20 protein-coding genes are annotated in these 22592 nt (G+C 69.7%); 6 read left to right on the forward strand and 14 right to left on the reverse strand.

What is annotated here, in order from left to right; genetic code table 11:
- Nucleotides 1-45: 45 nt before the first annotated feature.
- The 3 genes from mfnA to ppsA form a co-directional block, all read right to left on the reverse strand.
- On the reverse strand, nt 46-1122 hold the full coding sequence (mfnA, locus tag LI336_RS05270) for a tyrosine decarboxylase MfnA (protein ID WP_227131616.1): 1077 nt from the start codon (nt 1120-1122) through the stop codon (nt 46-48).
- 158 nt (nt 1123-1280) lie between these two features.
- A complete protein-coding gene (locus tag LI336_RS05275) occupies nt 1281-2474 on the reverse strand; it encodes a hypothetical protein (RefSeq protein ID WP_227131617.1) in 1194 nt (397 codons plus the stop codon).
- Between the two features lie 255 nt (nt 2475-2729).
- A complete protein-coding gene (gene ppsA / locus LI336_RS05280) occupies nt 2730-5045 on the reverse strand; it encodes a pyruvate, water dikinase (RefSeq protein ID WP_227131619.1) in 2316 nt (771 codons plus the stop codon).
- Nucleotides 5046-5246: 201 nt separating this feature from the next.
- On the opposite strand from ppsA, the gene LI336_RS05285 reads away from it, so the two are divergent.
- Complete coding sequence (locus LI336_RS05285; protein ID WP_227131621.1) at nt 5247-5903, forward strand: hypothetical protein; 657 nt, start codon at nt 5247-5249, stop codon at nt 5901-5903.
- Nucleotides 5904-5956: 53 nt separating this feature from the next.
- On the opposite strand, the gene LI336_RS05290 is transcribed toward LI336_RS05285, so the two are convergent.
- Both LI336_RS05290 and LI336_RS05295 read right to left on the reverse strand, forming a co-directional pair.
- The gene (locus LI336_RS05290; protein ID WP_227131622.1) at nt 5957-6868 is read right to left on the reverse strand and encodes a PhzF family phenazine biosynthesis protein; all 912 of its coding nucleotides are present in this window, start codon (nt 6866-6868) and stop codon (nt 5957-5959) included.
- Between the two features lie 31 nt (nt 6869-6899).
- On the reverse strand, nt 6900-8345 hold the full coding sequence (locus tag LI336_RS05295) for an alpha/beta hydrolase (protein ID WP_227131623.1): 1446 nt from the start codon (nt 8343-8345) through the stop codon (nt 6900-6902).
- Nucleotides 8346-8483: 138 nt separating this feature from the next.
- Here LI336_RS05295 and LI336_RS05300 point away from each other — a divergent pair, with 138 nt between their 5' ends.
- Nucleotides 8484-9068, forward strand: a complete 585-nt coding sequence (locus LI336_RS05300; RefSeq protein ID WP_227131625.1) for an NUDIX hydrolase — start codon at nt 8484-8486, stop codon at nt 9066-9068.
- 65 nt (nt 9069-9133) lie between these two features.
- Here the strand turns inward: LI336_RS05300 and LI336_RS05305 are convergent, their stop codons facing one another.
- From LI336_RS05305 to LI336_RS05315, 3 genes are all read right to left on the reverse strand, one after another.
- A complete protein-coding gene (locus tag LI336_RS05305; protein ID WP_227131627.1) occupies nt 9134-11302 on the reverse strand; it encodes an amino acid permease in 2169 nt (722 codons plus the stop codon).
- Complete coding sequence (locus LI336_RS05310) at nt 11299-11727, reverse strand: NAD-binding protein (protein WP_227131629.1); 429 nt, start codon at nt 11725-11727, stop codon at nt 11299-11301. Before LI336_RS05310 ends, LI336_RS05305 begins: the two co-directional genes overlap by 4 nt.
- 830 nt (nt 11728-12557) lie before the next feature.
- Complete coding sequence (locus LI336_RS05315; RefSeq protein WP_227131631.1) at nt 12558-13802, reverse strand: ArsA family ATPase; 1245 nt, start codon at nt 13800-13802, stop codon at nt 12558-12560.
- A gap of 293 nt (nt 13803-14095) precedes the next feature.
- On the opposite strand from LI336_RS05315, the gene LI336_RS05320 reads away from it, so the two are divergent.
- Nucleotides 14096-15043, forward strand: coding sequence for a hypothetical protein (locus LI336_RS05320; protein ID WP_227131633.1), 948 nt, complete (start codon nt 14096-14098; stop codon nt 15041-15043).
- A gap of 81 nt (nt 15044-15124) precedes the next feature.
- Here LI336_RS05320 and LI336_RS05325 read toward each other — a convergent pair whose 3' ends face one another.
- Nucleotides 15125-16225: a pyridoxal phosphate-dependent aminotransferase gene (locus LI336_RS05325; RefSeq protein ID WP_227131635.1), complete on the reverse strand. Its 1101-nt coding sequence runs from the start codon at nt 16223-16225 to the stop codon at nt 15125-15127.
- Nucleotides 16226-16355: 130 nt separating this feature from the next.
- Here LI336_RS05325 and LI336_RS05330 point away from each other — a divergent pair, with 130 nt between their 5' ends.
- Together LI336_RS05330 and LI336_RS05335 are read left to right on the forward strand one after the other, a co-directional pair.
- Nucleotides 16356-16931 (forward strand): CinA family protein, encoded by a 576-nt coding sequence (locus LI336_RS05330; RefSeq protein WP_227131637.1) that lies wholly within the window; start codon nt 16356-16358, stop codon nt 16929-16931.
- Between the two features lie 118 nt (nt 16932-17049).
- A complete protein-coding gene (locus tag LI336_RS05335; protein ID WP_227131639.1) occupies nt 17050-17571 on the forward strand; it encodes a metal-dependent hydrolase in 522 nt (173 codons plus the stop codon).
- Between the two features lie 15 nt (nt 17572-17586).
- Here LI336_RS05335 and LI336_RS05340 read toward each other — a convergent pair whose 3' ends face one another.
- A complete protein-coding gene (locus LI336_RS05340; RefSeq protein ID WP_227131641.1) occupies nt 17587-18348 on the reverse strand; it encodes a PHP domain-containing protein in 762 nt (253 codons plus the stop codon).
- 270 nt (nt 18349-18618) lie between these two features.
- On the opposite strand from LI336_RS05340, the gene LI336_RS05345 reads away from it, so the two are divergent.
- Nucleotides 18619-18918, forward strand: coding sequence for a DUF7565 family protein (locus LI336_RS05345; RefSeq protein ID WP_227131643.1), 300 nt, complete (start codon nt 18619-18621; stop codon nt 18916-18918).
- 103 nt (nt 18919-19021) lie between these two features.
- On the opposite strand, the gene LI336_RS05350 is transcribed toward LI336_RS05345, so the two are convergent.
- From LI336_RS05350 to LI336_RS05365, 4 genes are all read right to left on the reverse strand, one after another.
- Nucleotides 19022-19459 (reverse strand): transcription elongation factor Spt5, encoded by a 438-nt coding sequence (locus LI336_RS05350; RefSeq protein ID WP_227131645.1) that lies wholly within the window; start codon nt 19457-19459, stop codon nt 19022-19024.
- A 6-nt stretch (nt 19460-19465) separates the two neighbouring features.
- Nucleotides 19466-19678, reverse strand: coding sequence for a protein translocase SEC61 complex subunit gamma (locus LI336_RS05355; RefSeq protein ID WP_227131647.1), 213 nt, complete (start codon nt 19676-19678; stop codon nt 19466-19468).
- A gap of 201 nt (nt 19679-19879) precedes the next feature.
- A complete protein-coding gene (gene ftsZ, locus LI336_RS05360) occupies nt 19880-21061 on the reverse strand; it encodes a cell division protein FtsZ (RefSeq protein ID WP_227131649.1) in 1182 nt (393 codons plus the stop codon).
- 118 nt (nt 21062-21179) lie between these two features.
- Nucleotides 21180-22562, reverse strand: coding sequence for a D-aminoacyl-tRNA deacylase (locus LI336_RS05365; RefSeq protein ID WP_227131651.1), 1383 nt, complete (start codon nt 22560-22562; stop codon nt 21180-21182).
- Between the last annotated feature and the right edge of the window lie 30 nt (nt 22563-22592).

The following is a 22592-nucleotide window of genomic DNA, read 5'->3' on the forward strand; positions in this document are numbered from 1 at the left end:
AGCAACCGTCGGTCTCCACAGCCGTCGACCTCAGCCGCCGTGGTCTCAGCCGCCGTCGGCCGCGACCGTCGCCGTCGCCGTCTCGACGTCCGCGACGAACGACTCCAGCATCTCGCGCGTGACGTGAGGCATGCAGACCACGCGGAGTTCGTCGTCGCCAGTTCGCGAGAGCCGCCAGCCAGCGTCCCGGAGCGATTCGAACGCGACGTCGTCGATGCTCGCCGCAACGAGCGGGAGTTCCGGCTCGACGACGTCCAGGCCGGCGGCCGCGAGCGCGTCCGCGAGCCACTCGGCGTTCGCCTGCTGGCGCTCGTACTCCTCGCGGTAGCCGTCGGGCCAGAGCGCCGTCATCGCAGCGTGCGCGCTCGCCACGCCGGCACCGGAGCGCGTGCCCGTGAGCGTCGCCTGCGACGTCGACTCCAGGTACGGCGTGTCCACCGCGAGCGCGTCGAACAACGCCGGGTCGCGAGCGAGCAATCCGCCCGCCGGAATCGCGGCCTGCCCCACCTTGTGCGGGTCGATCGTCATCGTGTCCAGCGCCGCGTCCGCGAAACTCCACTCGTGCCCGGAGAACGGGAGCACGAACCCGCCCCAGGCCGCGTCGACGTGCATGAGCGCGCCGTACTCCTCGGCGACCGCCGCCAGTTCCGGAATCGGGTCGACGCGCCCGTACTCCGTCGACCCGGCGACGCCGACGACGAGCACGGTATCCTCGTCGCAGAAGCGCTCGACAGCACCGACGTTCGCCCGCAAGTCGTCGCGCAGCGGCGTCACGCGCAGTTCCACGCCGAGGACGTCCGCCGCCTTCTTGAACGAGAAGTGCGCGCTCTCCGGGACGACCACGTTCGGCGTGTGCGTCACGCACCGGTTCCGCGCCATCCGAACCGCCTGGATGTTCGCCTCCGTTCCCCCGGACGCGACGTACCCCGCCGGGTCGTCGACGCCGGCGACCTCACCCAGCATCGCGACGACCTCGTCCTCCAGGTCGGAGATGGACTGGTACGTCGCCGGGTCACCGGGGTTCGTCGCCAGGAACTCGCCTGCGGCCTCGCGAGCGACCGGGTGCGGTTCGGTACACATCGAGGAGAGCACCCGGTCGAAGTCCTGTGGCTGGCCGCGCATACCAACACGTTCGTCGTGGACAGTTTATCAGTTTTGTTTCGGGCACTCTCGACGGCGACAGCACGACGCCCGCGGAACGCGTCGGTCGCGTCCAGTACGTCGTCGTAGAAGGGAACCGAACCGCTCGGAGCACCCACGTAATCGAGTCGAAGCGACGTCTAGATGGCGGGAAGCGGCGTGTACCCGACGAATACGGGCTCACCGACCGGCGCGACCACGCCAGTGCTCGCGTTCGTCGTCACCCCGATTCCCGTCCGCACGACGACCTCGCCGTTCGAGCCGTACATCGCGAGGTTGATCGGCCCGCCGATACCCGTCTCGGGTTTCGGAACCGGGTCGAACGAGACGTTCAGGTCCCGGCCGTCACCGGCGGTGACGTAGATGGTCTCGCCCGCGCTGAAGTTCGCCGGGAGCGACGTGAACAGGACGCCACGACCCTCCTGGGGCGTCATGACGAGCTGGGTGCCCGCCGCGACCGTGTCACCGCCTTCGTGCGTTATCTTCAGCACGCTCCCGTTGTACTCGTAGTCGAAGTCGACGGTCGTCGCCTCCTGACGGGCCGTCGACACCCACGCGGGCGTCGACGCGTCGACGCCACCGACCTTCGCGAGCTCGAACTGGAACGCCGTCGTCGCGTTCCCGTACTGGGCCTGCTGGGTCGCCGCGACGGAGAGTTCGTAGAGGCGCCCGTCGGGGTTCACGACGAACCGACCGTCGAACGACGTGATCGCTTGCGCGCCCCGGACGCTCGACGGCCCGGTCGCGACGTACTCGATGCGGGTCTCGCCGTCGACCTGGTACGTCCGGTTGACGGTGAAGTTCCCGAGGCGGACGTACTGGACGAGTTGCTGCGTGTAGTTGAGCGACTCCGCGCTCCCTTCGACCCGGTAGTCGCTGTAGACGGTCCGGGTCGCGTTCGCGTTCTCCGTGAGGACCCACGTGTCGTTGACGAACGCCCGCGTCGTCGAGTTCCCGTTGCTCGTTCGCGTATCGTACTCGTAGATGGTGTCGCCGTTCTCGGCGACGCGCTGCACGCCCGTCCGGTAGAGCGACAGCAGCCCCGAGGAGTTCTGCGTCGTCTCGACGCGGTAGCTCGTCCCCGAGAGCGACCCGTAGTGCGCGGAGAGCAGTCGGGTGGCGTTGACGCCGTGCCCGGTCATCCACGGGGCTGTGTCGACGCCGTCGAGCGTGTTGCCGTCGCCGCCGTCACCGTCGCTGGTCCCGGTGTTCGTCCCCGGGTCGGTCGTCCCGTCCGCCGTCGGTGCCGTCGACGTGGTCTGCCCGCCGCCACACCCGGCGAGCGCCACCATCGCGACGACCGCGACGACGAGGAGGGTTCTCGATGTATCCATGTATCGTCTGCACCCGTCCGGGCCTAAGTATCTCTTGGTTCGACGGAATCCCCCTGACGGTCCCTCGGTGGATTCCAGCAGCGAAGCCACGCGTCGCGCCTGAGGCGTGGCGTCTTCTTCCCGGCACGCGTCGACGTCACGGCACGCGTCGACGTCACGGCACGCGTCGTCTACCCGCGGTGTACGCTGCTGGCGAACCAACTGCTCGAGGACGACTGCGCAACGACGGTCGAGAGGAGACGAACCGGTGGTGGGTCAGCGGACGTCGTCGAGGAGGAGCTTCTGTTCGACGCGCTTGACCTCGTGCTGGACGTCGCGGACGGCGTCGATGTTCGCGGAGATACTGGAGACGCCCTCTTTCACGAGGAACTGCACCATCTCCGGTTTCGAGCCAGCCTGCCCGCAGATGGAGGTCTTGACGTCGTGTTCGCGGCACGTCTCGATCGTCGACCCGATGAGCTCCAGGACCGCGGGGTGGAGTTCGTCGAAGCGACTGGCGACGCGGCCGTTGTTCCGGTCGACCGCGAGCGTGTACTGCGTGAGGTCGTTCGTCCCGAAGCTCGCGAAGTCGATGCCTTGCTCGGCCATCTCCTCGACGCACAGCGCGGAACTCGGCGTCTCGATCATCACGCCCCACTTGCGCTTGCTCGGGTCGATACCGGCTTCGACCATGAGCTGTTTCGCGCGAACGACGTCCTCGGCGTCGTTCACCAGCGGGAGCATGAGTTCGACGTTGTCGTACCCCATCGACCAGAGCCGCCGGAACGCCTCGAGTTCGTGCTTGAACGTCTCCGGGTTCTCGATGCTCCGCCGGATGCCGCGGTAGCCGAGCATCGGGTTGTGCTCCTCGGGTTCGTCACCGCCGCCCTGGAGCTGACGGAACTCGTCGGTCGGCGCGTCGAGCGTCCGCACGCGGACTGGCCGCGGGTAGAACTCCTCGGCGACGCGCTGGATGCCGTCGATGATCTCGTCGACGTACGCTTCGACGCCGTGGTCGGCGACGTACTTCTCCGGCGTCTTGTTCGTCGACATGATCATGTGCTCCATCCGCAGGAGGCCGACGCCGTCCGCGCCGGTCGCGGCGGCGCGTTCGGCGGCCTCCGGGATGGAGACGTTCACCTTGACCTCGGTCGCGGTCATCGGCTTCACGGGCGACTGCGGGCGGACCTCCTCGACGGGTTCGCGTTGCTCGTCGTCGGCCTCGACCGCGCCGGCGCGGATGGTGCCCTTGTCGCCGTCGATGGTGACCATCTGGCCGTCGTTCAGCGACGTCGTCGCGTCGTTCGCGCCGACGACCGCCGGCACGCCGAGCTCCCGGGAGACGATGGCGGCGTGACTCGTCATCCCGCCCTGGTCCGTGACGATACCGGCGGCGCGCTTCATCGCGGGCACCATGTCCGGCGTCGTCATCTCCGTGACGATGATGTCGCCCTCCTCGACCTTGTCGAGCTGGTCGAGCTTCTTCACGATGCGGGCCGCGCCACTCGCGATACCGGGACTGGAGCCGAGCCCGGAGACGAGGACGTCCCCTTTGCCGCCGTCGGTCGTCGTCCCGGTCGTCGTCCCGTCGTCGTTGCTCACGCCGACGTCCGCGTCGACGCGCGTGTCGCCCGCGTCCTCCGTCTCCTCGGCGATGGTCGTGATGGGGCGGGACTGCAGCATGTAGACGTCGTCGCCGACGATCGCCCACTCGACGTCCTGTGGCGTGTCGTAGTGCGATTCGACGGTCTCGCCGAGGTCGCGGAGCGCGTCGAGTTCCTCGTCGGTGAGGACGCGTCGTTCGCGGTCGCCGTCGGGGACCTCGCGCTCGACGGTCTCGCCGGTCGCCTCGTCCTTCTCCATCATCACCTTCTTGTCCGCGACCGTCACCTCCTCGACGGTCCCGGTCTGGCGGTCCAGGACGTAGTTGTCCGGCGACACGGAACCGGAGACGACCGCTTCGCCGAGCCCCCACGCGGACTCGACGATCATCTTCGGTTCGCCCGTGGAGGGATGGCTGGTGAACATCACGCCGGACTTCTCCGCGTCGACCATCTGCTGGACGACGACGGCGATGTTGACGTCCGAGTGCTCGAAGCCCTGCTGTTTCCGGTAGTAGATTGCGCGTTGCGTGAACAGGCTCGCCCAGCACTCCCGGACGCGCTCCAGGAGGTCGTCGGCGGTGATGTTGAGGAACGTCTCCTGTTGGCCCGCGAACGACGCGTCCGGGAGGTCCTCCGCGGTCGCGGACGACCGGACGGCGACGAACTCCTCGCCGTCGCCGAGGTCGGCGTACGCGCTGAGGATCTCCTCGCGGAGTTCGTCGGGGAACGGCGAGTTCAGGATGAGTTCGCTCGCGCGCTCCTGGGCGGCGGCGAGTGCTTTGGTGTCGTCGACGTCGACGTCTACGGCTTCGAAGAGGTCGTCGGCGATGCCGGCCTCCTCGATGAACCGTCGGTACGTGCCCGCGGTCACGACGAACCCTGGAGGAACGGGGAGACCGGCGGCGGTCAGTTCACCGAGTGAGGCGCCTTTCCCGCCGACGCGTTCGAGGTCGCTGGCTCTGATGTCGTCCAGCCACAGTACTGCCATCTGTGTGCGGTCGTCCGACGGAAACCACCAAGAAGGTTCCGACACCAGCGAGTGTACCTTCACTCGGGTTCGCGTTAACGCGTCGTCGTTCGACCGGTGTGGCAAGCAGCCGACCGCCGTGCTCGCGTCGTTCGACGGCCGATTGGTTCGCTGTCATCTCGGGCCCCAGAGTTAATACGACTGTCCCGCGAGCGTTCTCGCATGGACGCAAAGCAGACCGTCAAGTACGTCGCGTTCCATCAGGTGCTCGCGACGCTCGCGGCCGTGGTGGGCCTGGGAATCGTCGGCGTCGGCGCATGGCTCGGGTTCGGCGACGCAACCCAGATCGTGTTGAGCGACGCTCCCCAGAACTGGGGCGATGCGGTGGCGGCGGCGAACCCGACGACGTTCGTCGCGCTCGCGGTCGTCGGCGTCATCGTCTGGCAGGTCGGGAAGACCGTCGCGCTCGTCGTGACCATCGGGAAGGTCGCCGACGCCGCCGGTGGCGGCGGTGGCGCGGACGCGGAGTCGGTGAAGCGCGCGGTGTTGAGCGACGTCGACGACCGGATCTCGAGCGTGGAGTCGGACGTGAAACGCCACGAAGAACGTATCTCGAAGGCACAGAGCGCGTCGAAGGCGGAGAGTGCGAGCGCGAGCGCCGACGGCGAGAGTCGTCGGTCGCGCCGTCGCAGCGCGGGTTCGAGCGGTAGCGAGTCGAGTGGGACCGAGGACGCTGGCTCGGGCGGTGACGCCGCGGGCGACGGGCGTAGTCGCCAGTCGAACCGGAAGAGCAACCGTCGTGCGTCGCGGTCGTCGGATGACCGCGGGTCGTCGGACGGCCGCGGGTCGTCCACGGGCACGGGCGACGGCGCGAACTGACTGGCCGCGTTCGGTCGCGTCGCGTTTCTGCCGGATCTTCGCCGAAAGGGGCGTCAGGCTTCGAGGATGTCGTCCGCTTCGTACTCGGGGACGCGGAGGTCGCCGTCGAGTGCGACCGTCGCCGCCCCGCCGACGCGGACGTCGCCAGCGTCGACGCGGACGCGAACCGTCCCCGGACGGTCCAGGTAGTTCCCTTGCTCGCAGACGAGTTCGTCCGGGAAGTCCGTGAACGCGCCAGCCTGCCGGAGGTACGCGCCGACGGCGCCGCTCGCGGTCCCGGTGACGGGGTCCTCGCTGATGCCGAGGCCCGGACAGAACGCGCGAGCGTGGAGCGTGCTGTCGGCGTCGAGCGCGTCGAACGTGAACAGGTACACGCCCGCGGCGTCGTACTCGTCGGCGAGTGCCTCGACCGCGTCGTCGTCGGGACTGGCGTCGCCGACGTGCTCGAGGAAGTTCACGGGAATCACGAGGAACGGGAGGCCGGTCGAGGCGACGGCCGCGGAGAGGTCCGCGCCGACGTCCTGGAACGCGGCCGGGTCCACGCCGAGGGCCTCGCCGACGCGCTCGTAGTCCACGTCCACCGGCTGGACCGACGGGGTGTCCTGGGTCATCCAGACCGTCCCGTCCTCGGCCACCTCGACGTCGAGCACGCCGACGTTCGTCTCGACGGTGTGCGTGCCCGCGTCTATCTCGTCGTTCTCGTGGAGGAACCCGTGCGCGGCGATGGTCGCGTGCCCGCAGAGGTCGACCTCCTGCGTCGGCGAGTAGTACGTCAGTCGACGGTCCGCCTCGTCGCTCTCCGCGAGGAACGCGGTCTCGCTCACCGCGAGTTCGCGCGCCACCGCCTGCATCTGTTCGGCGTCGAGGTCGTCGGCGTCCGGAACGACGCCGGCAGCGTTCCCCGCGAGCGGTTCGGTCGTGAACGCGTCGACGAGCGCCACCCGTCGCGTGTCGTGGTCGGTCACGACTACGCGGACGGACGGACGGCCCAAGAAGCTACAGGTCCGCGGTCCACGCGGCGAGGTCGTCGACGAGCGCCTCGAGGACGTTCCCGGGCTGGAGGTACTCGCTCGGCGTGGACGGTCCCTCGCCCGGGAGGAACAGGTGGTTCGCGCTCGGGTACGTTCGGAACGACGCTGTGGAGGCGCCGGAGAGCGCGGTCTCCCACTCGGGGCGGGCGCGGTCGACCGGCACCTGGTAGTCCCGGCCGGCGAACGCGAGGAATCGCGGGACGTCGAGGTCGGCGGCGACCGCGGCCGGGTCGTACGCGGCGAGGTCCCGCCAGAACGCCGCGTGGTAGCCGAGGACGACCTCGTCGTCGTCGAGGTCGCCGGCCTGGATGCGGTCGACCGCGGCGTCGACCGCCTCGACGCGTTCGCGCTCGGCGTCGCTGACCGTCCCGTCGACGTTCGCGAGGTACGCGACCTGGTACGCGACGAGTTCGGCGAGCGACCCCGCGGGCGCGGCGAGCGACGCCATCCCGTCCGTCTCGGCTTCCGTCGCGATCCGGGGGGCGGCGAGGCCGCCGAGGCTGTGCCCGACGACGGCGACGTCGTCGACGGCGTCGACCGCGCGGAGGACGTCGACCGCGCTGACGGCGTCCGCGACCGTGAGGTCGTCCAGGTCGAGCGCGTCGGCGGGCGAGACGTCGCACGCGAACGTCCGCTTGTCGTACCGGAGGACGGCGACGCCGCGGGACGCGAGGCCCCACGCGACGTCCTGGAACGGCCGGTTCGGGCCGAACGACTGGTTCCGGTCGGCTGGCCCGGACCCGTGCACGAGCACGACCCCTGGTACCGTCCCGTCGCCGTCGGCGGCGCTCGCGGGGAGCGAGAGCGTCCCGCCGAGGTCGCACGCGGGCGACGGGACGGTCGCGTCGCGCTCGACGAACGCGTCGCGGTTGGCGTACGCCGGCGGTTCGTACGCGGCGTCGGTCGGCCGGAGGTTCAATCCGACGAGGGCGTGGCCCTCGAACGTGACGACGACGAGGAGGACGCCGCGCTCGAACGTCGCCCGGAGCGCGACGAACGGGTAGCCCTGACTGGTGCCCTGCTGGGCGACGGTCGCACCGCGGTACGCGCCGAGTTCGCCCGCGAACTCCCGCCACGGGTCCGCGATGGCGGGCTCGGACACCTGGTCCTGGAACTGGTCGGCGAACCGGTCGACGACCGCCTCGAACTCGCCCGCGACGAGTTCCTCGACGACGCGCTTCGCGATGGCGACGCGCTCGGCGTCGGTCACCGGCTCCGCGGTCGTCTCCTCGTCGGTCGGCTCCGTGGTGGTCGCTGCCTCGGTCGTCGTGGCGCTGGTGCCGGCCGTCGTCGTCGCGTCGGTGCTCGTCTCGCTCGGTTGGTCGCCGCCGGCACAGCCGGCGAGGGCGGTCGCTGCGACGCTGGCGGCGCCAGCGAGCACGCGCCGCCGTGGGAGGTCGGACGGGGACATACGTACGCGTTCGGCGATTCGCAGCTTTGGGTTTTCGGTGCCGGCGGTCGCCGCCGTTGCTCGACGGGCGTCGACCACGCACTGGTCGGTTGCGCGAGGAGTGAACGCTATACGGGTCGCGTCCTTACGTTCGGGTAGATGGACCTGGCTCGCGTTCGCGCGTTCGACCCGATCAGCGTCACCGACCAACCGCGGGACGCTGGCGTGCTCATCCCGATCGTCGAGCGCGCCGACGGCGACTACCTGCTGTTCACGAAGCGCAGCGACGAGCTCGGCAAGCACCCCGGTCAGATGAGCTTCCCCGGTGGCGGCCGCGAACCCGAGGACGAGGACATCGAGGCGACCGCGCTCCGCGAGGCGTTCGAGGAGATCGGGCTCGAACCCGAGGAGGCCGAGGTCGTCGCGCGCATCGACGACATCCGCACCATCACCGAGTACGCGGTCACGCCGGTCGTCGCGCGCATCCCCGACCGGACGTACCGGCCGGACGAACGCGAGGTCGCGGCGGTCGTCGTCGTCGCAGTCGACGACCTGCTGGACCCGGAGAACTACGAGGTCGAGCGCCGCGACCACCCAGAGTACGGCGAGGTCGTCGTCCACTACTTCCACGTCGACGACTACACGATCTGGGGCGCGACCGCCCGCATCCTCGTCCAGTTCCTCGAACTGACGACGGACTGGCGCGCACCCGACAAGATGGACCGCGAGAACCGCATCGCGTGACACTCGCGGTCAGAAACCGTAGCGTGAGTCGAAACCGCGAGACCCGTCTCGCGTGACTCTCGCGGTCAGAACACGAGGGATTCGATGGTGCGGCGGACGATGCCTGGACGGCGGTCGTCTCGCGGGAACGCGGTCACGGTCGTACAGTCCGAGCCGGGGAGCGTCGGACGGCGGTCGAACGCGGCCGCGAGCAGCCGATGGTCGGGCCCTGAGCGGACGACCAGGTCGGGTTCGTACTGCCGCCCGCCGTCCGGACGGAACGGGTCGGGCGCGATCGACGCCGAGAGCATCGACGACAGTTCGGCCTCGTACTCCCGTGCCTCGGTATCCGCCGCGACTGCTCCGTCCTCGCCGCTGGGGTTCCACAGCGAGAGTCGGGCGTCGTTCGCGACCGCCTCCGCGACGCGCACCGCGGTCGGTGCGAACGGCCCGCCGTCGCCCGCGAGCAAGACCTCCCCGGGGGCGTCGTAGCCGAGGTTGTCGACGAGGAGGACGTCGCAGTGCGCGTGCCGGACGACCCAGTCGACGGGGTCGCCGAGCAGCCGCGACCGCAGGCGGAGCGGCTCGTGCTCGGCGAGGATCGAGTCCACGTTGCGCTTCGCGGCGAAGTTCACGATGGCGTGCTTCGTGTCGTGACTGACGATCTCGTCCGCCTCGACGTCGACGTCGAGATCCTCGCCGAGTGCGTCGACGCGCGCCTCGAACGACCGGTCCTCGGGTGACTGCACGGTCGCGTGCTCCGTGAGCGGCGCCTGGTCCGGGATCTCCTGGAACCGGACCGCGACGACGCGGCCGCCGTCCTCGCGCACGAGGTCCGCGGCGAGCGAGAGGAGCGCGCGCTCGCGGGCCTCGCCGACGGCCTTCGTGAACGCGACGAGGACGTTCCGGGCGTCCCCACCGTTCTCGGACACCGCCGTCAGCGCGTCCCGACCGAGCCGCTGGCGGACTGCCTTCGTCGCCTCGCCCTCGCGACTCACCCGCGGCCTGACGTACGCGTAGTACCACGCGACGCTCGCGGCCGTGATGACGACCGCGCCGACGAGCGCTATCGTCCCCATCTGCGTGAGGAGGAGCACGCCCGTGACGACGCCGAACAGCTGCATCCACGGGTACAGCGGCGACTCGAACTCGGGGTCGTACGCGACGGAGCTGTTCCGGAACGCGACGACAGCGAGGTTCACGAGTGCGAACACCATGATCTGGAACGCGCTCGCGAGCTTCGCGATCTCGATGATGGGGACGAACGCGATGAGCGCGAGCAGCACGGCGCCCGTCAGCGTGATCGAGGTGACGGGCGTCCCGAACCGCTCGCTGACCTCGGACAGCGACGGCGGGGCGAGCGAGTCCCGACTCATCGCGAACGGATACCGGGAGGACGACAGGATGCCGGCGTTCGCGGTCGAGACGAGCGCGAGGATCGCGGCGGCGATGACCGCGTACACGCCGGCGGTCCCGAGCGTCTGCTCGGCGGCGACCGCGACCGGCGTGAGCGACCCGGCGACGGTCCCGGGGTCGGTGACGCCGACGAGCACCGCGACGATACCCACGTACAGGAGCGTGGTGAACGCGAGCGAGCCGAGGATACCGATGGGGATGTTGCGCCCTGGATTCTCGACCTCCTCGGCGACGCTCGCGACCTTCGTCACGCCCGCGTACGACACGAACACGAGGCCGGTCGCGGCGAGCAAGCCGCCGACGCCGTCCCCGAAGAAGTTCGCGTAGTTCGCGGACGCGACGCTGCCGGCGCTCCCGGCGGCGAACCAGCCGAGGGCCGCGAGCATGACGACGACGATGACGGTCTGGAGGCGCCCGGTCTGTTTCGCGCCGACGACGTTCACGAGGATGAGGACGGCCGCGAGCGCGAGCGCGACGGGCTTCAGTGGGAGGTCGAACAGGAGCAGCAGGTACGGGACGCCGCCGACGAGCGCGAGCGCGCCCTTGAACGACAGCGAGAACCACGTGCCGACCCCCGCGATGGTGCCCAGGAGCGGCCCCATGCCGCGTTCGATGTAGATGTACGTGCCGCCGGCTTCCGGCATCGCGGTCGCCATCTCGGACTTCGAGAGCGCTGCCGGGATGACCAGGAGGCCGGCGAGCAGGTACGCGACGATGACGGCTGGGCCCGCTATCTCCAGTGCGAGCGCCGGCAGGATGAATATGCCACTCCCGATCATCGCACCGATGCTGATCGCGAGCACCGAGGGCAGGCCGAGGTCGCGTTCGAGGCCCTTCACACGTGCCTCGCGACGCCGTCAGCGATGACTGTCGTGACGCAGACGGGTTCGTGGCCTGCCGCGGCGATGGACGTCACTCGCTCGGGGTGGTGGGTCAGGACGAGGACGCGCTCGACGTCGAAGTGCGCGCGCACCTGCTGGGCGACGAGCAGGTTCCGGGCGTCCGACCCGGTGGCGACGACGACGGCGTCGGCGTCGCCCAGGTCGGCGGACGAGAGTGTCGGAAGGGTCGCGGGGTCGCCGCGAACGCTTCTCTCGTCGGTCGTGACGGTGGTCTCGTCGACGCGGGCGACGATGTGGCCGTCGGCGCGTAGTCGGTCCGCGATGGCGTCGCCGACGTGACCGCCGCCGAGGACCTGGTGATGTGGGTGCGGTTCCTCTCGATTGACCCCGTTGAACGGGAACGTGCGTCGTTCGAGTGACATCGGTGGTGTGGTCGCTCCCGAGGGGAACCGCGAGCGCCGTCAGTCACTACCGGACGGGAGAGCATAAACCTGCGCTTTTTCCTGAAATTATGGGCATAAAGCTCGTTATAATACTTGTCTGTGTCTTAATACGCCGCGTAATAGGAATTCTTCAACTTCCGTGTGGCGCGGTTCCTCGTGGACCGCCCGGACGTCCCGTCGTGGGATTTCCCGGTCGGAGACCTCACCGGCGTACACCAGACAGCGATACCGCGAGAACCCGCCAGCGTCGTCGACTCGCACGTTCTTCGGCGTCTCCCCTCCCCCGAACGCGTCCGCGGCGGCTCTCGAGCGTGCGCAGCCACACCACCGAATCCGCAATCCGCGTCGCACTCCGTCGCGACTCTCCCTCGATTGCGGCCCCTCTCCTTCGCAGGTCGTCAGCCCCGGCGGTTCGTGCACCACGAACCGCGCTGGCGGTCCCCTCCGCCGCCCGATACCGGGGCGAGTGGAGACGACCGACAGATGGACTGGCTCACAGAGACGTCGACCGGTCGGGTCGCGCCCGGCTCAGGGCACCACCCCCGCGAGGGCCGGTAGCTCGCCGGTGGTCGGTCCCACCGAGCGGTTCGTCGCGTGCTCGTCCGTGCCAGCGTCGACCCCGTCGAAAGGGGTCGAGGCCTCGCCTGTCGTCCGTGCCATGCGTTCGCACGAGTTGCGATGCCGACTGATAAGAGTAGTGGACAAACACCACGCCAGTCCTAGAATGTCGTTATACGCTAGCTGCCAGAAGTAGAGATGGGCAACGCCCGGCCAGTTATTCCCGGTATCGATTGAGGAACGTCCACTAGTCAGTCGAGGCAGTGTGCGACGACGCGAAGCATCCGGTCGCCGTGGACCTCGTCGGCGAACAGCGGCACGCGCTTGACGTCGTGCCCGCGGAAGACGTCCTGGGCGCGAGCGAGCGCGCCCTGCTGGACCGACCAGCGTTGCTGGCAGAACTCGCAGTCGTCGAGATCGGGCGTGACGAACTCGGTCGCGTCGACGTCGTCGGTGACGTCCGCGAGGTCCTCCATCACCTTGTTCACGACGACGGTATCGTTCGGGATCTGGTAGTCCTCGAGCTGACGGATGAGGCGCTCGCTCTCGATGACGCTCATCTCCTCGGGGATCATGACGACGCGGAAGTCCGTCTGCGCGGGGTCCTGGAGGACCGCACGGAGGTCCTCGATGCGGTCCGCGAGCTCGCGGAGGTCGCCCATCGCCGCGTCGCTCTCGTCGTCGTCCCCGAACATCCCCATCATGCCGTCCATGAGGCCGCTGAGGCGCTCGCGGAGCGAGAGCATCCGGCCGACCATCGAGTCCATGACCTCCGGGAGTTCGAGCAAGCGGAGCGTGTGCCCCGTGGGTGCGGTGTCGACGACGACGCGCTCGAACCGCGGGTCGTCGATGTACTCCAGGAGCAGTTGGAGCGCCGCCGCCTCGTCCGCGCCCGGCATCGCGCCGCCCATCAGCGACCCCATCGGGTCGTCGCCGCCGAGCAGTTCGCCGAGGCCACCCATCGGGCCAGCGCCGCCGTTCGCGTCCGCGAACGGTCCGCCCGCGCCCGCACCACCGGCGCCACCGGTCGCGCTCGCGCCGGCGTCGTCCCCGAACGAGTCCGAGCCGTCGCCGCCCGCGAACCCGAGCGCGTCCACGCCCTCCTCCGCGGCGACCTCCGGGTCGATCTCCGCGCCCCACAGCGGGACGTCATCGCGAACGCGCCCGGGCTTTGCCGGCACGTCCACGCCGAGCGTGTCCGACAGCGAGTGCGCCGGGTCCGTGGAGACGACGAGCGTCTTCGTGCCGTCGCTCGCGCTCGCGAGCGCCGTCGCCGCCGCCATCGTCGTCTTCCCCACGCCGCCCTTCCCGCCGTAGAGCACGTACTCGGGCGCGTCGACGCCGTCGAGCGCCACGTCCTCGGTCGTCCGCGTCTCCGGTTCGTCGCTCGCGTCGTCGACGACGTCCACGTCGATGCTCGACGACCCGTCGTCGTCCGCGTCCGGGACGTCCTCGTCCTCCACCTCGTCGACCGGCGAGACGTCGATGTCACTCATACGCCGCGGTTCGCGACTCGCACTTGTGTACTTCCCGGTCCGGCCTCACGACCGACGCCCAGGGAGCAGTCGACTCGTCGACCGAAGGCCCCGCTTTCCGGCCGACGCGACGGCCCGAAGCGGTCGCAGCGTCGTCCGCACGCCATCGGGAACGATGGACCGCAGGCGGTGTTTGTCACCGCCACGCACCGATCGTTCCGAACCGACTGCCGGCACCAGGTACGGTCGCGTTCACGCGAATCGCGAACGACTAACGAAGTGCGAGCGCGCCGTCGGCCGAGAGCAGACCGCCAATGTGCGCGAAGTCGACACCCGAGACCGACGTCGTCGAGGACGAGGAGACCGACCCGCCGACGCGGCGGCGCGTACTCAGCGTCGCCGCGGGCTCAATCGGCGCAGCGGCCGCCGGCACGAACGCGGTCGTCGACCGCACGACGGCACGGACTCGCACGGGCACGACCGACCGCCGTGAGTTCGACGTCGACTGTCCGGACGCGACGCTCGAACCGGCCGTCACGCACTACGACCACTCGCTGCACGACGTCTGCAGCGACGGCCACCCCGAGACGCGCGAACTCCAGTACCGCGTGCGGTCGAGCCTGGAGTCGCAGTACCCGACCGTGGGCGCGCTCATCGACGACGGATTCCTCCCGTACTTCGACTTCTTCGTCGAGGACGTCGTCTACTCGCACTGGCTCAAGCCCGAGTACGTCCAGGACGACGGCGTCCTCGACCCGTCGCGGCCCGAGTCGGTGCTCGTCGACCACGAGTACTGGCGGCCCATGGGCGTGATGTTCGTCGCGACCCCCGGCGGCGACCGTCTCGACCCGCCGCCGTCGCCGTACGGGACCACGGACGGGGCGTGTACGCCGTGGCACGCTCACGTCGGCGTCCCCGGCCGGTACGCGTGGGCGAAGTTCCGCGCGATCGACGACGGCGAGTTCGAGTGGCCGTGCCGGACGCCGTGGATGATGCACGTCTGGAACTATGCCGACGAGGGCGTCTACGCCCATCACGCGCCCCAGGACCGCGGCGGGTCGCCCGCCGAACCCGCGGGGTTCGAGACCGACGCCGACCCCACAACCGACCGACTGGCGCCAGAACACCTCCCGGACGCGCTCCGCGAACGCTGCAGGGAACGCTGGGGCGGCGTCGCCGAGAAGTGGGGCGACGCCTGGGCGAGCGCGTGGGAGGACGCCACCGACGACGACGACGATGGCTGGGACCTGCCGTGGGAGTAGGTGCGGCCCGCGAACGACGGGTCGTTGACGGACGTCGCGATTGCGGGTCGTTGATGTGCGTCGCGAGTCGGTCGGGGACGGTCAGTCGAAGTACGCGGCGAGCCGGTCGGCGGCCGCCTCGACGCGGGGCGTGACGAGCGCGAACCGCAGCCAGTCGTCGTACGCGGTCCCGAACGCCTCGCCGGGCATCCCGGCGACGCCGGCCTCGTCCACGAGGCGTTCGACGTTCTCCAGGGTCCCCGGGAACCCATCGAAGCGCGCGAGGACGTAGAACGCGCCCTCGGGGACCGTGTACTCAGCGCCGGCGTCGTCGAGCGCGCTCGTGAACGCGTCGACGCGCTCGCGGAGGAGTTCGCGGTTCGCCTCGTGGTACGCTGGGTCGGTCTCGCGGAGCGCGCGGTACGCGGCGTGCTGCCCCGGCCGGGTCGTCGCGACGTTCACGAGCATGTGCCGGCTCTTCGCGTCCTCCACGAGGTCGTGCGGGAAGACGGCGTACCCGACGCGGAGCCCGGTCGCCGCGAACGTCTTCGAGAACGAGTTCGTCACGACCCGATGGTCGCTGTCGACCGACAGCGCACTCACGAACGACCCGGAGAGGTCGTAGTGGTCGTACACCTCGTCGCTCACGAGGACGGCGTCGTACGCCTCCGCGACGGCGACGAGTTCCTCGACCGTCTCCCGCGGGTACACCGCCCCAGTGGGGTTGTTCGGCGAGTTCACGACGATGGCCGCGAGGTCGTCGCTTGCGGCCTCGCGGACGCGCTCGGGGTCGAGCTGCCCGTCGGCCTCCGCGGGCACGAACACCTGCTCGCCGCCGAGCATCGTCGTCTTCCCTGGATAGTAGGGATACACGGGGTCGGTGAGTATCACGTCCCCGCCCGGCCGACGTTCGAGCGCTCGCGCCATCGCGAGGTAGTTCGCCTCCCCGCCACCGTTCGTCACGACGACCTGCGCCGGGTCGACGCCGCGCCTGTCGGCGATCTCCTCGCGGAGGTGCGCGAGGCCCTCGCTCGGCGCGTACTGGAACCGGTCCGCGTCGAAGTCCGCGTACTCGCGGAGGCCGTCGCGGAGCGCCTCCGGCGGCTCCCAGTCGGGGTTCCCGCTCACCATGTCCACGACGTCGCGGTCCGCGTCGCTCGCGTACGACATGACGTGGAAGAAAAGCGGCGTCTCGTACTCCATACGTCGACTGCGAGCGCCCGCCGCCTGTAGCTTTCGCCTCGCAGGCACCTGCGGCGAGTCACGGGCCGCTGGCGCGCCGCGGTCGCTCGCGGTGCGAGCGTTCAAATCCCTCCCGAGCGAACGCGGACGCATGAACGAGGACGACGACGGTACGAACGACGCCGACGGCGCGAACGACGCCGACGGTCCGGCAGCGTCGACACAGTACCCGCGGTCGCGTCGGGTCGGCGAGGCGCTGCGCGAGCGCGACGCGTCCGTCGCGGTCGCGGAGTCCTGCACGGGCGGCCTCGTGGGCGCGCGCTTGACCGCGGTCTCGGGCGCCTCGGACTACTTCGAGCAGGGCGTCGTCGCGTACGCGTACGGTGCGAAGGAGCAGCGACTCGGCGTCAGTCGCGAAGCGCTCGACGAGCACGGCGCGGTGAGCGCGCCCGTGGCCCGCCAGATGGCACGAGGTATCCGCGACACGGCCGACGCGACGTGGGGCGTCGCCACCACCGGCGTCGCCGGTCCGACCGGCGGCACCGCGGAGACGCCCGTCGGCACCGTCTACGTCGGCGTCGCGTACGCCGCCCCGTGGGGGACTGGCGAGTCGTTCGCGACCGCGGACCGCCACCAGTTCGACGGCGACCGCCAGACCGTCCGCGAGCTGACCGTCGACGCCGCCCTCGACGCCCTCCGCGACGCCATCGCAGACGTCGACCGCTGACCGCGACCACCGACCGGGACCGACGGTTCGCGAGGATTCGCGTCAGACGCACGTCCGACGGACTCGGCACCGAGGACGCACACTTAAGCCCCCGGAGTCGACAGACACCCGATATCGGATGAACAAGAAGGGACATCTCCTCAACGGCGCGCTCCTCGCTATCGGACTGGCGTTCATCAGGTTCCCGCTCGGCGACCAGCCACCGCAAGCCGACGTCCTCGCGCTCCTGACGGACATGGCGCGACTCCTCCCACCAGTCGTCCTCGGCGCGATGCTCCCCGACATCGACACCGAGTTCGGGAAACACCGCAAGACCCTCCACAACCTCCCGCTGCTCGCCGGCTTCATCGCGTACCCGTACTTCTTCGGGAACATGGAGTTCGTCTGGGTCGGCATCGCCACCCACTACGTGCTCGACGTGTTCGGCAGCAAGCGCGGCATCGCGCTGTTCTACCCGCTCTCCAGCACGGAGACCGGACTCCCCATCGGCGTGAAGACGACGAGCAACTGGGCGGGCCTCATGACCGTCGCCATCACCGGGTTCGAGCTCGCCGTGTTCGCGCTGTTCGCACTCGTGCTCTTCCCGAACTTCGACTTCCAGCTCTCCGCGGTCGAACAGGCCATCGGCGGCCTCCAGTAAGCCGAACGGTCGCAGTCAGTACACCGCCGCGTCGTCGAACCGGCCGTCGTACAGGAGGTGGCGCGGGTGCGTCGGCTCGGTTCCCTGCAGGAAGATGCGGTCGACCTTCTCCCACGTGTTCTCGACCCCGAGGTGCGCGAACTCCGCGGCCTTCCGGGCGCGATGCGAGAGCGACGACCGACGCCCCACGCGCCGCGGTGCGTCCGCGGCGAACGCCGCGACGACGTCTCTCGCGTCCGAGAGCTCGCGGTCGAACGCCGTCCACACCTCGCCGACGCTCCCCGGGAGGTGCGCGTACGAGGACCCGAACGGCGCGACGTCGAAGTCGGCGACGAGGCGCTTCGCGCGGTCGGCCCACGCGCCGACGAGCTTCGGGTTGTACGCCTCCACGGCCGCGATCTGGTCGCTGTACCGCTGTATCTCCTCGTAGCCGAGGCTCACGTTCAGGAACCGCGGATGCGGAACGAGCACCGTCGCGTCCTGTCGGTCGAACTCCGCCATCGCCGCCTCGAGCGTGATGAAGTCCGGGACCGGATCGGTGAGGCCGAGCGCGAGCACGTGCCGGCGGTTCCGCCACGTCCCCGCGAACACCTCGCGAGCCGGCACGACCACGAGGTCGTCGTCGCTGTACCGCCGGGCCGTCTCCCGTACCGTCGGGAGTTGCTCGAAGTGCGGGGCGTACACGAGCGCGTCCAACCCGCGGCGCTTCGCGCGCTCGACCACGCCCTCGTCGAGCACCTTCACGTGCGCGTCCACCCGGAACTCGTCGGCCCCCATGTTACTCGGTCGAATCCACGCGGCAGGCATAAGCGCGACGAAACCGCGAGCGGACACCACCGAGGTTCTTCACGCCGCGTTCAGCGGTCACGAACCGATGCCCTCCGACGTCCCCTCCCCGCCACCGCTCGGTCTCGCCGCCCTCTGGCTCGCCGCGCACGCCGCGACCGCCGCCGCCGCGTTCGACGTCGACGAACGCGTCACCTGGCGCACCTGACGACGCCAGCGGACAACCTTCAAGACGGCCACCGTCCAAGAGGGAGTCAACGAATGGCCTGGGAATGCGGAATCGAAGACTGTGGTGCCGTCTACGACACGCCCGAGGACGCCATCGTCCACCAGACCAACGAGCACGAGCGCCGCGAGTGCAAGGTATGCGGGACCGTCGTCCCCGACGGCTACCTCGCCATCCGGCACGCGTTCACCGAGCACACGCGCGCCGAGTACGTCCGCGCCTACGGTGCCAGCGCACAGGAGGTCCGCGACCGCGAGGAGGTCCGCGACGCCATCGAGGCCGAAGCCGACCTGAACGCCGTCGTCGAACGCCTCAACGGCGACCCACCCACCTGAAGCCAACGCCCACGGGTCGTGACGGCGAGTCGACGACTCACGACCGTCGAACGACTCCGAGAAGACCGCTACGCGGAGCTCGCCGCCGTCGAATACTCGGCCGTTATCGCTCTTCGCTGTCGAGCACGCGGATCTGGTCGCCCCGTACCGTGACCGGAATCGGGACGGTCGCCTCGTAGAGCTCGACGGTGACCTGGTCCTTGCCCTCGTCGATGCGCTGCACCTGCGCCTTCTCGCCCTTGAACGGGCCCGCGATGAGCTCCACGATGTCGCTCTCCGCGATCCCCTCGACGTCCGGCGTCGGCGAGAGGAAGTGCTCGACCTCGCTGATGTCGGACTCCCCGGGGATGATACCTCTGGCGTGGGGAATCTCCTCGAGGGTGCGCTCGATGATACCGGAGTCCTCGGCCTCCACCATCACGTAGCTCGTCAGCGAATCCGGCGCGAGCGCCGCGTGGATGTCCTCCATCTCGCGGTTCATGATCATGTCAGCGACCGTTCGTTCCTGGCTCGCCGTGGTCTTGACAGCGTAGATCGGCATGTGTTATCACCAGGGAGCGAGCGCGGCGCTCGACGCAGCGTCTTGGATGAACGAGACGACGAGGAAACCCATGAGCTGTGCGATGATGAACCCGAGGATGCCGACGATGACGATGCCGGCGCCCGCGATCTTCGCGATCTGGGAGAACTCGGTGTAGGACGGGGTGCTCGCCAACTTGAGCACGCGAACGTACGACGAGAGCTCCGTCGGTAATTCCATGCGGGTCGATTCGTCGTGCTCGCTTTTCTATCTATTGCATTGCCCCGGCGCGGCCGCCCCCACGGGCGGTCCGCGAACTCGAATCGGGTCGACGGTGCCGGCGTCGTCGCCGACCGAGCCGTCGTGCTCGTCGACCAAGCCGTCGCTCCGAGCGCGATCGTCGAGGAGGAATGGAGTCGTCGACGCGGTCCGCCGAACCGATCACTCGATGAAGTCGATGTCGCTCCCGCCCTGCTGCATCTGCTCGCGTTGCGCGGTCGGCTGCGAGGACACCTGCGTCTCGCCGTCGTCGCCGTTCCCGTATATCTGCGGGGAGTCGACGCCGGTGACGACGATCATCGTCCGCATGCGGCCTTCGAGGGATTCGTCGACGCTCGTCCCCCAGATGATGCGTGCGTCCGGGTCGATGCGGTCGTAGATCTCCTCGACGACGCCCTCGGCCTCCTCGATGCTCATGTCGTTCCCACCCGTGACGTTCACGAGCGCGCTCGAGGCACCGGAGATGTCGACGTCGAGCAGCGGCGAGCGGAGCGCGGAGGTCACGGAGTCCTTGGACTTCGCGTCCGAGTCGGACTCGCCGAGGCCGATCATCGCGACGCCGCCGCGTTCCATGACGGTGCGGACGTCCGCGAAGTCGAGGTTAACGAGCCCGGGCTTCGTGATGAGTTCCGTGATGCCCTTCACCGAGCGCATGAGGACCTCGTCGCTGACCTTGAACGCCTGCTTGACGGGGAGCTTCCCGACGGAATCGAGCAGCCGGTCGTTCGGGACGACGATGACGGTGTCGGAGACGTCACGCAGCCGCTCCAGGCCGGCTTCGGCGTTCGTCCGCCGGACCTCGCCTTCGGCGGTGAACGGCGTCGTGACGATGCTGATAGTCAGTGCGCCGGCTTCGCGCGCGGCCTTCGCGACCACGGGCGCGGAGCCGGTGCCGGTGCCACCGCCGAGTCCGGCGGTGACGAACACCATGTCCGAGCCCTCGATGGACTCGTAGATCTCGCTCTGGCTCTCCAGGGCGGCCTCCTCGCCGACCTGCGGGAGCGAGCCCGCGCCACGCCCGCCGGTCTTGTCCTCGCCCATGAGGATCTTCGTGTCCGCCTCGATCTCGTAGAGGTGCTGGACGTCGGTGTTCGCGGCGACGAGCTTCGCGCCCGTGATACCCTCCTCGTGGATGCGGTTGATGGTGTTCCCACCGGCACCGCCGCAACCGACGACGGTGATGTTCGTCTGCAGGTCCTTGAGAACGTCCTCGAGCTGGTCGTCCGTCATCGTCCCCGATTCCCGCGACGGGGTCGCGTCGCGGGCGTCGTCCCCTCCCTGTCGACGCCCGGGGTCCTCCCCGCCTTCGGCCTCGTCTATCGCGTCTTCGACGATCGAATCCATCCTTGACCCTCATTATTCTATGGAGGGTAATTACGTTTCCCCTCTCTGTCAGACGCCCGCATGACGGAAAATTCGCGGGCGACACGAGCTCGGTAATCACCGCTTACCGAACGAGTCCTTAGATGGCGAACACGTCCTCCTGGTGCGTGGTGACGTCGTCGGGGTCGATTCGCTCCCCGTCGACCTCGACGGCGTCGCCGTTCGCGAGCCGCCCGAACTTCGGGCCTTCGGGGACGCCTTCCTGGTGTGCGCGCCGCGGATCGAACGCGTCCTTCGTCGCGACGACACGCCCGTCCTCCCGGCGGACGTCGTCGTACTCGGGTTCGAGGACGCCGACGAGTCCATCCACGAGCGCGTCGTACCCCTCGTCGTCCGGGAACCCGGCGCGACCACGGACCTGCGACCCGCTGTTGCGCGTCCCGAACGCCACCGTCTCGCGCTCGACGAGCGACCGCGTGCGGTCGGCGTCGACCGCTCTCGCGGCCTCCAGGAGGTCGTCCGGGAGCGCTCGCACGACCCAGCCGTCGCCGTCGTCGATGCGGTGGTCTCCGAACCGGACGCCGTCGGCGACCGCGCCGAGTTCCGCCTCGACCGCAGCGACGGCGTCCAGGTCGCGGTCGCCGACCTCCCGCAGCCACGTCTCGGTCACCACCCGGTACCCGAGGTCCGCGACGACCGCCTCCAGCGCCGGCCGCGACCCCTCGACGAGCGCGTGCTCGGCGTCGCTCGCCGCGAACGCCGCCTCGAGGACGTCGCGATGGTCGTCCGGGTCACCCATCGCGTCCAGCCCCCAGTCCGCGGCGACGTGCCCGACCGTCCACGCGGTATCGCGGACCACGCGCTCGAACCGCGGGACGTAATGCCCGCCACCGAACCCGACGACCGTCCGGTCACCCATCACCGACCGCTCGCCGTCGGCCGCGCGCTCCCCGCTCGACGGCTCGCTCCCGTCCGCGTCGAACGCGGTCAGGTCGAGGATCGCTCGCGCCACCGCCGCCGCACCCGCAGCGTCCCGCCACTCCGTCTCCCCGCTCCCGAGCTCGACGAACAGCGACGGACACCCGACAGCGGTCGGCCCGTGATGCGTGCACTCCATCCCGACCTCGTACCCCTCCGGCGCGTACGCCTCGAAGGACTCGAGTAGCGCCGCCTGCGCACCCGGCGCCGCCTCGGCGACCGCGTTCGCCGCGCCGCCGAACTCGGCCGGTCCGAAGTTCCCCGTGAAGTGCGCGGTCAAGAGCGGCCCCGTCTCGCCGGAGTGCCGCGACGCGAACGCGACCAACGCGGGCACCTCCGAGAACGCGTCCGCCACGCCGTCCAGTTCGAGGTGCAGCGCGTCGAACTCGCGGAGCTCGAACGGACCGTGGCGATAGACGGTCCCACCGCCCGCCGCGTCCGACCGCGAGTCGTCCAGCGACTCCCTCCAGTCCACGAGGTCAAGCAGGTGCTCGGCGACGTGCGTCGACGCCTCGTCCGCACGACTGACGACGATCCCAATCACGACCCTCCGTAACGCCGACGCAGCCAAGAA

Source organism: Halorubellus salinus, from assembly GCF_020567525.1.
Taxonomy (GTDB): domain Archaea; phylum Halobacteriota; class Halobacteria; order Halobacteriales; family Natrialbaceae; genus Halorubellus; species Halorubellus salinus.

Coding starts and splice junctions, on each gene's coding strand:
- mfnA (WP_227131616.1), bottom strand. CDS start 1,122: ATGCGCGGCCAGCCACAGGACTTCGACCGGGTGCTCTCCTCGATGTGT.
- LI336_RS05275 (WP_227131617.1), bottom strand. CDS start 2,474: ATGGATACATCGAGAACCCTCCTCGTCGTCGCGGTCGTCGCGATGGTG.
- ppsA (WP_227131619.1), bottom strand. CDS start 5,045: ATGGCAGTACTGTGGCTGGACGACATCAGAGCCAGCGACCTCGAACGC.
- LI336_RS05285 (WP_227131621.1), top strand. CDS start 5,247: ATGGACGCAAAGCAGACCGTCAAGTACGTCGCGTTCCATCAGGTGCTC.
- LI336_RS05295 (WP_227131623.1), bottom strand. CDS start 8,345: ATGTCCCCGTCCGACCTCCCACGGCGGCGCGTGCTCGCTGGCGCCGCC.
- LI336_RS05300 (WP_227131625.1), top strand. CDS start 8,484: ATGGACCTGGCTCGCGTTCGCGCGTTCGACCCGATCAGCGTCACCGAC.
- LI336_RS05310 (WP_227131629.1), bottom strand. CDS start 11,727: ATGTCACTCGAACGACGCACGTTCCCGTTCAACGGGGTCAATCGAGAG.
- LI336_RS05315 (WP_227131631.1), bottom strand. CDS start 13,802: ATGAGTGACATCGACGTCTCGCCGGTCGACGAGGTGGAGGACGAGGAC.
- LI336_RS05320 (WP_227131633.1), top strand. CDS start 14,096: ATGTGCGCGAAGTCGACACCCGAGACCGACGTCGTCGAGGACGAGGAG.
- LI336_RS05325 (WP_227131635.1), bottom strand. CDS start 16,225: ATGGAGTACGAGACGCCGCTTTTCTTCCACGTCATGTCGTACGCGAGC.
- LI336_RS05330 (WP_227131637.1), top strand. CDS start 16,356: ATGAACGAGGACGACGACGGTACGAACGACGCCGACGGCGCGAACGAC.
- LI336_RS05335 (WP_227131639.1), top strand. CDS start 17,050: ATGAACAAGAAGGGACATCTCCTCAACGGCGCGCTCCTCGCTATCGGA.
- LI336_RS05340 (WP_227131641.1), bottom strand. CDS start 18,348: ATGGGGGCCGACGAGTTCCGGGTGGACGCGCACGTGAAGGTGCTCGAC.
- LI336_RS05345 (WP_227131643.1), top strand. CDS start 18,619: ATGGCCTGGGAATGCGGAATCGAAGACTGTGGTGCCGTCTACGACACG.
- LI336_RS05350 (WP_227131645.1), bottom strand. CDS start 19,459: ATGCCGATCTACGCTGTCAAGACCACGGCGAGCCAGGAACGAACGGTC.
- LI336_RS05355 (WP_227131647.1), bottom strand. CDS start 19,678: ATGGAATTACCGACGGAGCTCTCGTCGTACGTTCGCGTGCTCAAGTTG.
- ftsZ (WP_227131649.1), bottom strand. CDS start 21,061: ATGGATTCGATCGTCGAAGACGCGATAGACGAGGCCGAAGGCGGGGAG.